The organism is Arthrobacter sp. Soil762 (genome assembly GCF_001428335.1).
Lineage (GTDB): Bacteria > Actinomycetota > Actinomycetes > Actinomycetales > Micrococcaceae > Arthrobacter.
In genome coordinates, this window is record NZ_LMSG01000023.1 from 240,773 (window position 1) to 250,784 (window position 10,012).

Consider the following 10,012-nt stretch of genomic DNA (forward strand, 5'->3'; position numbering starts at 1 on the left):
AAGCCGGCTAGCCGGCCGCCTGGAGCGTTGCCTCAACCGCTGCAGGCGACAACACGTACTGCGTGACCATCTGGCTGGCACCAAGAATCGCTGCCTGGTCCCCGGCCACGGACAGGGCGATCCGCAGGTGGCTGGTTGCCAGCGGCAAGGACCGCCGGTAGACCACTTCGCGGACGCCGGCCATTAGGTGTTCCCCTGCCTGGCCAAGGCTTCCGCCGATGACAATGACTGACGGGTTGAGCAGGTTCACCACGGTGGCCAGCACGTCGCCCACATCCCGGCCAGCCTGGCGCAGCGCCTGGATCGCCTGCAAGTTGCCTTCGCCCACCAGGCGCAGCACGTCGCTGCCCTTGGCTGCAGGCACACCCTGCCTGCTAAGGTCCGCGGCCACGGCCGGCCCCGATGCCAGCGCCTCAAGGCAGCCATAATTGCCGCACCGGCACAATACTTCGTCACCACGCGGAACGCGCACGTGGCCCAGGTCGCCGGCTGTTCCGTTGGCTCCGCGCTGAAGTTGGCCGCTGCTGATAATGCCGGAGCCGATACCGGTGGCCACCTTGATCAGCAGGAAGTTGTCCTCATCCGGCCAGTGGGCGGTCCGTTCTCCTAGGGCCATAATGTTGACGTCGTTGTCCACCAGCACCGGCACCGGCAGCGAGCGCTGCACGTAGCGGACCACGTCGAACCCGTCCCAGCCGGGCATGATGGGCGGTTTGACCGGCCGTCCGGTGGCATGTTCCACCGGGCCCGGGAGTCCGATCCCGATGCCGGCGAGATCGCGCGGGTCCCGTCCGGCCTTGCCGAGCAGGGAACGGCCTTCTTCCACCACGCGGTGAAGGACAGCTTCGGGGCCGTCGGCAACGTCCTGGGCGAGCCGCTGTTCGGCCAGGACGTTGCCGCCCAGGTCAGTGACGGCAACAATCACGTGGGTGGCACCGACGTCGACGGCCAGAACGGCACGTGCCGCCGGGTTGAAGGCAAAGCGCGACGGCGGCCTGCCGCCACTGGAGTTCGCCTCCCCCGCCGGGCCCACGAGTCCTGAATGGATCAGGGCGTCGATCCGCGACGCCACGGTGGAACGGGCAAGCCCCGTACTCAACGCGAGTTCCGCGCGGGTGCGTGCCTTGCCGTCCCGAAGCAGCTGGAAGAGATCGCCGGCACGGGAAAGACTGCCGGCCTCCTGGGCGGAGGTGTCCTTTCCCGCGTCATTTCCGGGTGCTGAAGTCATGCTTCCAGTGATACCACGATTGCTTATGCGTGTCACGAAGCAGAAGTTTGTCGAAAACTTCTCAACTTTTGCTTGACGATCGGCAAAAGTCCTCCTAAGTTGTGAGGAGCAGCACATCAAGCCCCTCGATGCGAAGATTCACCGGCATCGAAGTCCTTCGCCAAGGTCCGCTTACGAAGAGGTAAAAGAACTTGTCCAGCCAATCAGCAGGATCACACCCGCTGGGTGTCGGTATCCTCGGCGCCGGCCCGGTCACCCAGGCCATCCACTTGCCATCGCTCGCCCGACTCGGCGACCTCCTCACTGTCCGCCACATCATGGATGTGGACCCCAACGTCGCAGCCTCAGTGGCTGCCCGCGTTGGTGCCACCCACAGCACCAGCATCGGCGCCCTTCTCGGCGATCCCGACGTCGACATCGTCGCCATCTGCAGCCCGCATCAGTTCCACGCCGAGCAGGTCATCGCGGCCTGCCGGGCTGGCAAGAAGGCAGTCCTCTGCGAGAAGCCGTTCGCCATGAACGCCGAGGAAGCCGCGCAAATCTCCGCCGTCAGCCAGGAAACCGGCGTGCCGATCATCGTCGGCGCCATGCATACGTTCGATCCGGGCTGGCTTGCAGCCACGGAAAACTGGGGCGACCTCCCGGCAACGGCCCACACCATCCGCTCCTCGATCGTCCTCCCGCCCAACGCCAGGTTCGAGGACTTCGCAACAGAGATCATCACCCGACCAGCAGGCGGGGCACCGGACTACTCGGATATAGAGGTCATCAAGGGCGCACTCCGCGGCGGCATCATGGGCCTGGCCATCCACGATCTCCCCTTGGTGCGCGCCTTCACCCCGGACTTCGACGCAATCGAGATCCTTGAGGCACGCCATGTCCGTCCCTTCGGTTACGTAATTTCGCTCCGCACCCCCACACGATCCATAGAACTGCGCGCGGCCATGAACAACACGTGGAAACCGGAATGGGCGTTCGAGGCCATCTCCGACGACGCCGCGCTCCGGATCGACTTCACGCCGTCCTACGTCCAGGCCGGATCAGCCGTCGCCACCTTCACCCGCGACAGCAAAACCACTATCCATGGCCCCTTCGACCACAACGGCTACGAGGGCGAATGGCGTGAACTTGCCGCCCTCGCCTCCGGAACCAAGCAGCCGCCGTCCGCGCAGACACTCATCGACGACCTGACATTCGCCTTGGACATCGCAGATGCCACGGCGGCAAGCGTCGATGCCCAGCAGGCCGCAGAGCCCGCACGCGAAGGAGTCCACGCATGAGCCCCGCCTACACTGTCCGCGCCACACCGGAAGCCCGGGAAGCCGGCGCGGTAGCCCTGGCCGTGGCGTCACTTCCCGAATCGTTCGGCCCCGCAGACGCCGCAACAGCGGCGGATGTCCTGGTCATCAACGGCCGGCCCGGCTGGACTCTGGAAGCTGCCCAAGCCGTCGACGGCGGGGCCCTCGGCATCGTGGTGGTGAACCCCGCTCCGGAAGCAACGGATGCCCTGTCGGCAGCCGCGGAAACCGCCGGTACCGTCGTGGTCCTCGACCAGCGTTGGGCGTCCAACCCGGCACTTTCCGGGGACCAGGAAGCCGTCCGTTCCACGATGGGCCGGGCAGCCATGCTGGACAGCGTCGCCACCGCCCGGGCAGGCACCGACGCCGGCGAGCTGCTCGCGGACCATCTTGCCGCCGTCGTGCGTGTCACCGGGCCTCTGGAAAACCTCCGTCTTCTGCGCAGCGGACCGCACGGTTACGCGGTGTCCGCGCGGCTCGCCAACGGCGCGCCCGCCACCTTGCAGGGCATCCTTTCCGACGCCCGCCCAGCGGGCTTGGACCTCAGCTTGTTGACCGACGACGGCGGCGCCAGTGTTGCGGTCCCCGAACCGATTGCTGCCTGGCCGGCAACGGTCAAGGCCACCGGGCCCCAGGGCGAGGTCCTGCTGCCCACCCTGTATGAATCCGCCCACCGCGCCACGTGGCGCCGGCTCAAGGAACACCTCTACGCCGGCACCATTCCCTCCGATCTGCACCGCTTCGCTGTGCTCACCGAATCCATGTCCACCCTTTCCTGACCCGTCCCCACAACGAGCACCACCAGTCATTCACTGCATTTGCCCTACTCAACGTTGAGCTGGGCCGGCTCACGACGCAGACTCAGCGTCGCCGGTCCCGAAAGGAATCACCATGAATGTTCAGCCCGCAGCCAGCAAAGCCTTTTCCCGCCGCGGTTTCCTTGGCCTGACAGCAGCCGCTGCTTCGGTGCCGCTCCTGGCCGCCTGCGGCGGCGGTTCCGCGGCCCAGGGCGGGGGCGGTGCGGCCGGAACCATCAAGTTCTGGGACATGCCGTGGGCAACGCCGGCCTACAACGATGCCGCCAAGAAGATCGCTGAGGGCTTCTCCGGCGCGAACAACAGCAAGGCCAACTACCAGATCATCCAGTGGAACAACTTCTACCAGACCTTCTCTTCGGCCATCGCGTCCAAGACCGGCCCGGCAGTATCCACGGGCGGCGGTTTCCAGGCGTTCCAGTTTGAGCAGCAGGGCCAGATCGCGTACGCAGACAAGGTCATTGAGAAGCTGAAGTCGAACGGACAGTTCGATGACTTCCTTCCCGGCGTGCTGGATCCCTTCAAGTCGGACAAGGGTTATGTCTCGGTCCCGTGGCAGCTGGACATGCGCGTCTTCTGGTACCGGAAGTCGCTGTTCGAGAAGGCCGGAGTGTCGCTCCCCACGGACTGGCCGTCCCTCCTGGAAGCCGGCAAGGCCCTGAAGAAGGTTGGCGCGTTCGGCTTCGCTACCGGAGCAGGCTCGGGCAACAACTACGGCAACCACTCCATGATCATGATGATGGTCAACAACGGCGGCGGCGTCTTCAACAAGGACGGCGAGCTGGACCTGCTGAACGATCGCAACGTCGAAGCCATGGAATTCGTCCTGGAGCTCGTCTCCAACGGCATCGTCGATCCCGCCGCAGTCAGCTACACCACGGATAACATGTCCGCGCAATGGAAGGATGGCAAGGCTGGATTCGGCCTGTTCCAGGTCAACGTTCCGCAGCGCGTGGGAGACACCTCGGGCGACCTGCTGGTGGCCGACCCCATCACCGGTCCGCACGGCGACAAGGCCACGATCGTCTTCCCGAACAACATCATGATGTACAAGAACACCCCTTCGCAGGAGGCATCGGAAGAGTTCCTGGTCTACTACCTGGGCCAGCTCAAGGAACTGTGGCGCCAGAAGCTCATGTCCGCCCTGCCGGTGTTCAAGTCCATCACCGAGCTGCCCGAGTTCGCAAGCGATCCCAACAACGTGAAGATCGTCAAGGACTGGCAGCCGATCGCCAAGACCTTCGCTTCCCAGGGCAACACCCTCAACGCCAACCTCGCGGCCCTCGACGGCGGCCAGGCACTGAACCAATTCAGCCAGTCGATCCTGACCGGCCAGGCAACCGACGCCAAGAGCGCGCTGCAGACCTTCCAGTCCAGCCTCGAATCAGTCCTGAAGAAGTAGAACGGTACCTGCCATGTCATCAACTACCGCACCATCAGGCCTGTCCCGGGCCCGCCGGGGGCTCGCCCCCGGCGGCTCGGGGGCCTCCCCTGGAAAGCGCAAGAGCAAGCTCAGCGCCCAGACCACCCGGACCTTCTTCTGGCTTCTGATCCCGTCCGTGGTCCTGCTTGTCCTGATCCACGGCTACCCCTTGATCCACGCTGCGGTGCAGGCAACCCACGACGGCGACCTGCTCCAGACCGGAAACTTCGTGGGCGGCGAGAACTTCGCCGCTGTCCTGTCCTCGCCGGCGTTCTGGAAGGCGGCACAGTTCACCCTGTGGTTCACGATTGTTGGCGTGTTTGGCTCGTGGCTGGTGGGCTTGGGCCTGGCTCTGCTGCTGCGGACGAAGATTCCCGCCGGCAGCACCTTCAAGGTCCTGCTGCTCCTGCCCTGGGTGGTGCCCATCGTGGTCTCCTCCACCGCCTGGAACTGGCTGGTCGCCACCCCGGACAGCCTCATCCCATCCCTGTTCCGGAGCTTCGGGCTGGGAACCCCGTTGTTCCTGGCCGACCCCACCCTCGCTTCAATCACCGTCATGGTTTTCAAGGTTTGGGTCAGCTTCCCGTTCATGATGATGATGATCTCCGCCGCCCTGGCTTCCGTGGACACCACGGTCTACGAAGCGGCCAGCATGGACGGCGCCTCCCGCTGGCAGCAGTTCACGCAGATCACCCTGCCGCTGATCGCACGCTCCACCTACATCTCGTGGATCCTCATGACCATCTTCTGCGTCAATGACTTCCCCACCATCTACTTGCTCACCGGCGGCGGCCCGGTCAGTGCCACCACCTCCCTGGTGGTCCTGGCGTACCGCACCGTTTTCCAGGACTTCGCCACCGGCCCTGGCGTCGCCATCGCGTTCGTCATGACCATGACCCTGGTGGTCATCTCTGTTCTCCTGTACCGCCAGATCCGAAAGTCGAGCGTCGAATAATGAGCGCAGTACTCCACGCCCACCCCGAAACAGGACCCTCCCTCGGCCTCATCGACGCGGACCCCAACAAAACCCGCCGCGTCCTCTCCGAAGCCGGCATGCGCGGACGCTGGTGGCGCTTCGCCGCCATCCTGGCCATCACCGCCATCGTTCTGGTCCCCATCATGGTCACCGTGGTCCTCGCCTTCACCCCGGGGCCCACCAGCACCGCCACAGGCCTGACCTTCGAGAACCTCGCCAACGTGTTCTCCGGTACCCTCGCCGCCACCTGGCTGCAAAACAGCCTGGTCACCACCCTCTCCACAGTGGTGGTCTCCGTAGCAGTGGCCGCGCCGGCCGGGTACGTGCTTTCCCGCGGCCGGAGCAAAGCCGTCTCCGGCTACTCCCTGCTGCTCTTCGTGATGCAGTCCTTGCCCATCATCACCTCGGTGGTGCCGTTGTTCATCCTGTTCGCGGGCATGGGCCTGGTGGACAACCTGCTGGGCATCACCATCATCTACGTCGGCTCCACCATGACCGTGGCCACCTGGATGATGGCCGCCTACTTCGACTCCATCCCGATCAGCCTCGAAGAGGCCTCCTGGATCGACGGCTGCTCGGTCTTCGGCTCATTCACCAAGGTGGTCCTGAGGAACAGCCTCCCAGGCATCCTCTCGACGGCCATCTTCGCCTTCCTGCTGGCCTGGAACGACTACCTGGTAGCCATCGTGTTCCTGAGGTCCAACGAGATCTTCACCCTCCCCATGGGCGTGCAGTCCTTCTTCCAGCAGAACGCCACCGACTGGACCTCGGTGATGGCGCTGGCCGTGGTCATGATGCTCCCGCCGATCATCGTCTTCGCCGCACTGAACAAGTACTTCAGCGTTGGCGGAATCGGTGGCTCCCTCGCGGGCCGCTAACTAGACTGACGCGCAACTGCACGAAATCCCGGAAAAAACCCACTCCCGAAAAGGAACCCCATGTCGTATTCAATCCAGCTGTACACCCTCCGGAACGCCATCCAGGAGGACCTGCCTGGAACCATCAGGAAGGTTGCCGAGATCGGCTTCACGCAGGTGGAACCGTACAACTTCGTCGCCACGGCCAAGGAACTCGGCGCCGCTTTGAAGGAGAACGGCCTCACCGCTCCCTCCGGCCACGCACCGCTGCTTTCCTCCGATCAGGATGAGATCTTCGCAGCTGCCAAGGAACTGGGCATCACCACGGTGATCGATCCCTACCTCCCGGCCGAGCACTGGCAGTCCGCCCAGGACATCCAGGCCACCGCTGCCAAGCTCAACGCCGCGGCCAAGAAGGGCGCCGAATACGGCATCCGCGTGGGTTACCACAACCACGCCTGGGAACTGGAGTCCACGATCGAAGGCCAGACCGCGCTGGAGTACTTCGAGGGTCTGCTGGATCCGGAACTCGTCCTCGAGGTGGACACCTACTGGGCTGCCGTGGGCGGTCAGGATCCCGTCGAACTGCTGGCCCGCCTGGGTGACCGGGCGAAGTTCATCCACATCAAGGACGGTCCGGCCAACACCGACACCAAGGCCCAGCAGCCCGCCGGCCAGGGAACCATTCCCGTCCTGGACGTCATCGCCGCAGCCAAGTCCCTGGAAGTCGGCGTGGTGGAGTTCGACGACTACTCCGGCGACATCTTCGCGGGCATCACCGAGAGCCTGGCGTTCCTCAACGCCAACGCCGCATCTGCCGGAGCACACGCATGAGCACCGCATTCTCCCCCTCGGAACGCAAGGGTCCCGTCGGCGTCGCGGTCATCGGCGCCGGCAACATCAGCAAGCAGTACCTGGACAACCTCACCGCCTTCCCGGACCTCAAGGTCCTGGTCATCGCCGACCTCTTCGAAGAGGCAGCCGAGGCGCGGGCCAAGGAATACGGCATCCCCGAGTTCGGTTCGCCGGAGCTTGCACTGAACCACCCCGACGTCGAAATCATCGTGAACCTGACCATTCCGGCGGCGCACGTCGAGGTTGCCACGGCCGCGGTCAACGCCGGCAAGCACGTCTGGACGGAGAAGCCGTTCTCGCTGGACCGTGAGTCCGGACTCGGCCTGCTCAAGGCCGCTGACGCCGCGGGCATCCGCCTCGGCACGGCACCGGACACGTTCCTGGGTGCGGGCCTGCAGACCGCCCGCCGGATCATCGACCGCGGCGACATCGGCACCCCGTTGACCGGCCTGACCACGTTCCAGACGCCCGGCCCCGAGTCCTGGCACCCGAACCCCGCGTTCCTGTTCCAGCGGGGCGCCGGCCCCCTGTTCGACATGGGCCCGTACTACCTCACCGCGCTGATCCAGACCTTCGGCTCGGTCCGTAAGGTGGCCGCCGTCGGCTCCGCCGCGAAGGCGAGCCGCGTCATCGGCTCCGGGCCCAAGGCCGGCGAGGAGTTCGCCGTCGAGGTCCCCACGCATGTGTCCGCGATGGCGCAGTTCGAGGGCGGCCAGTCCTCGCACAGCGTGTTCTCCTTCGAGTCGCCGCGCCTGCGCATGGGCTTCGTGGAAATCACCGGCTCCGAGGCCACGCTCTCGCTGCCAGACCCGAACTACTTCGACGGCGAGCTCAAGCTGTGGCGTCCGGGCACGGAAGAACCGGAGATCATCCCGGCAACCGGCCCGGCCAACGGCCGCGGCCTGGGCGTCCTGGACATGGCCCGCGCCCTCCGCGCCGGCACCCCGCACCGCGCCACCGGCGACCTCGCCTACCACGTGCTGGACACCATGGTCTCGATCGCCGAGTCCGTGGGGTCCGGCTCCTTCGTGGACGTCACCAGCAACGCACCCGTGTCGGCAGCCGTCCCCGAGGACTGGGCACCTGAAACCGCAACCCTGTAACTGAGGAAACGAAAAACATGACCACCCCCGCACACACTGACCAGAGCCCGGGTTCCCGGCAGCGCCCGTTAGGTGTGGCCGCCATCGGCTACGCCTTCATGGGGAAGGCCCACTCGAATGCGTGGCGGAATGTGGCCAGCTACTTCGACGTCCCGGCCATCGAGCAGAAGGTGCTCGTTGGCCGGGACGCCACCCAGGTGGCCGAGGCCGCAGCCAAGTACGGCTGGGCCGAGACCGCCACGGACTGGCGTTCCGTCATTGAACGGGACGACATCGACATCATTGATGTCTGCGCACCGGGCTGGATGCACGCCGAAATCGCCATCGCGGCGCTGGAAGCAGGCAAGCACGTACTCGTTGAAAAGCCGCTCGCCAACACGATCGCCGAGGCCGAGGCCATGACCGTTGCCGCTGCCGCCGCCCGCGCCCGCGGCGTGCAGTCGATGATCGGCTTCAACTACCGCCGCGTCCCAGCCCTGTCCCTGGCCCGCGAACTGATCGCCGAGGGCCGCCTCGGCACGGTCCGGCACGTCCGTGCCGCGTACCTGCAGGACTGGCTTTCCGACGCCGAGTCGCCCATGACCTGGCGCCTCCGCAAGGAAACCGCCGGATCCGGCGCTTTGGGCGACATCGCCTCGCACGCCATCGACCAGGTCCTGTACCTCCTGGGCGATGCGGTCACCGAGGTCTCCGGACGCCTGCACACCTTCGTGGCCAGCCGCCCCGGGCCGGACGGTCCGGAAGATGTAACCGTCGACGACGCCGCTTGGGCCACGCTGACCCTCGCCTCGGGAGCCATCGCCTCCGTGGAAGTCTCCCGCGTGGCCACCGGCCAGAAGAACTCCCTCAAGCTCGAAATCTACGGCGACAAGGGCACCATCCTGTTCGACCTTGAGAACCTGAACGAACTCGGTTTCCTGGATGCCACAGTGCCCGTCCGGGAGCAGGGCTTCCGCCGGATTTTGGTCAACGAACCCGAACACCCGTACATGGGGGCATGGTGGCCCCAGGGCCACATCATCGGCTGGGAACACACCTTTACCCACCAGATCCGCGACTTCCTGCTGGCAGTCCAGTCCGGCGAGGCGCCGTCGCCGTCGTTCGAAGAGGGGCTGAACGTCCAGCACATCCTGTCCGCCATCGAGGAATCCGCGGCCTCCAAAAGCTCACTGATCCAGATCCACACCGCCATTGAAGGAGCCTGACATGCCCCGCCCCTATACCCTGTTCACCGGCCAGTGGGCCGACCTCCCCTTCGAGGAAGTCGCACGCCTGGCCTCCGGCTGGGGCTACGACGGCCTGGAAATCGCGGTGTCCGGGGACCACCTGGACGCGTGGCGCTGGGACGAACCCGGATACGTCGAGTCCAAACTCGCCGTGCTGGCAAAGTACAACCTGAAGGTCTGGGCCATCTCCAACCACCTCAAGGGCCAGGCCGTCTGCGATGACCCCATCGA

Annotated in this window: 9 protein-coding genes and 1 pseudogene; 9 read left to right on the forward strand and 1 reads right to left on the reverse strand. The window is 65.5% G+C overall.

Going from position 1 to position 10,012, the window contains the following annotated elements:
• Positions 1-7: 7 nt before the first annotated feature.
• Positions 8-1,228, reverse strand: coding sequence for an ROK family transcriptional regulator (locus tag ASG77_RS20890; protein ID WP_056349606.1), 1,221 nt, complete (start codon positions 1,226-1,228; stop codon positions 8-10).
• Positions 1,229-1,419: 191 nt separating this feature from the next.
• Between ASG77_RS20890 and ASG77_RS20895 the strand changes: the two genes are divergently transcribed.
• The 9 genes and pseudogenes from ASG77_RS20895 to ASG77_RS20935 all read left to right on the forward strand — a co-directional run.
• A complete protein-coding gene (locus ASG77_RS20895; RefSeq protein ID WP_056349608.1) occupies positions 1,420-2,508 on the forward strand; it encodes a Gfo/Idh/MocA family protein in 1,089 nt (362 codons plus the stop codon).
• Positions 2,505-3,305, forward strand: a complete 801-nt coding sequence (locus ASG77_RS20900; protein WP_056349611.1) for a hypothetical protein — start codon at positions 2,505-2,507, stop codon at positions 3,303-3,305. Before ASG77_RS20895 ends, ASG77_RS20900 begins: the two co-directional genes overlap by 4 nt.
• A gap of 112 nt (positions 3,306-3,417) precedes the next feature.
• On the forward strand, positions 3,418-4,743 hold the full coding sequence (locus ASG77_RS20905) for an ABC transporter substrate-binding protein (RefSeq protein ID WP_056349614.1): 1,326 nt from the start codon (positions 3,418-3,420) through the stop codon (positions 4,741-4,743).
• 13 nt (positions 4,744-4,756) lie between these two features.
• Positions 4,757-5,719, forward strand: a complete 963-nt coding sequence (locus ASG77_RS20910) for a carbohydrate ABC transporter permease (RefSeq protein ID WP_056349617.1) — start codon at positions 4,757-4,759, stop codon at positions 5,717-5,719.
• The gene (locus ASG77_RS20915) at positions 5,719-6,618 is read left to right on the forward strand and encodes a carbohydrate ABC transporter permease (protein WP_056349618.1); all 900 of its coding nucleotides are present in this window, start codon (positions 5,719-5,721) and stop codon (positions 6,616-6,618) included. The genes ASG77_RS20910 and ASG77_RS20915 overlap by 1 nt, the downstream gene beginning before the upstream one ends.
• A 60-nt stretch (positions 6,619-6,678) precedes the next feature.
• Positions 6,679-7,431 carry a sugar phosphate isomerase/epimerase family protein gene (locus tag ASG77_RS20920; protein ID WP_056349621.1) on the forward strand — a complete coding sequence of 251 codons (753 nt, stop codon included), beginning with the start codon at positions 6,679-6,681 and terminating at the stop codon, positions 7,429-7,431.
• The gene (locus ASG77_RS20925; RefSeq protein ID WP_056349624.1) at positions 7,428-8,555 is read left to right on the forward strand and encodes a Gfo/Idh/MocA family protein; all 1,128 of its coding nucleotides are present in this window, start codon (positions 7,428-7,430) and stop codon (positions 8,553-8,555) included. The genes ASG77_RS20920 and ASG77_RS20925 overlap by 4 nt, the downstream gene beginning before the upstream one ends.
• Positions 8,556-8,572: 17 nt before the next feature.
• On the forward strand, positions 8,573-9,760 hold the full coding sequence (locus tag ASG77_RS20930; protein ID WP_056349628.1) for a Gfo/Idh/MocA family protein: 1,188 nt from the start codon (positions 8,573-8,575) through the stop codon (positions 9,758-9,760).
• Between the two features lies 1 nt (position 9,761).
• Positions 9,762-10,012, forward strand: a pseudogene (locus ASG77_RS20935) (sugar phosphate isomerase/epimerase); the annotation flags it as partial.

Excerpts from the sequence above, each read along its gene's own strand:
- ASG77_RS20930 (WP_056349628.1), top strand. The coding sequence starts at position 8,573 with ATGACCACCCCCGCACACACTGACCAGAGCCCGGGTTCCCGGCAGCGC.
- ASG77_RS20890 (WP_056349606.1), bottom strand. The coding sequence starts at position 1,228 with ATGACTTCAGCACCCGGAAATGACGCGGGAAAGGACACCTCCGCCCAG.
- ASG77_RS20905 (WP_056349614.1), top strand. The coding sequence starts at position 3,418 with ATGAATGTTCAGCCCGCAGCCAGCAAAGCCTTTTCCCGCCGCGGTTTC.
- ASG77_RS20910 (WP_056349617.1), top strand. The coding sequence starts at position 4,757 with ATGTCATCAACTACCGCACCATCAGGCCTGTCCCGGGCCCGCCGGGGG.
- ASG77_RS20920 (WP_056349621.1), top strand. The coding sequence starts at position 6,679 with ATGTCGTATTCAATCCAGCTGTACACCCTCCGGAACGCCATCCAGGAG.
- ASG77_RS20915 (WP_056349618.1), top strand. The coding sequence starts at position 5,719 with ATGAGCGCAGTACTCCACGCCCACCCCGAAACAGGACCCTCCCTCGGC.
- ASG77_RS20900 (WP_056349611.1), top strand. The coding sequence starts at position 2,505 with ATGAGCCCCGCCTACACTGTCCGCGCCACACCGGAAGCCCGGGAAGCC.
- ASG77_RS20925 (WP_056349624.1), top strand. The coding sequence starts at position 7,428 with ATGAGCACCGCATTCTCCCCCTCGGAACGCAAGGGTCCCGTCGGCGTC.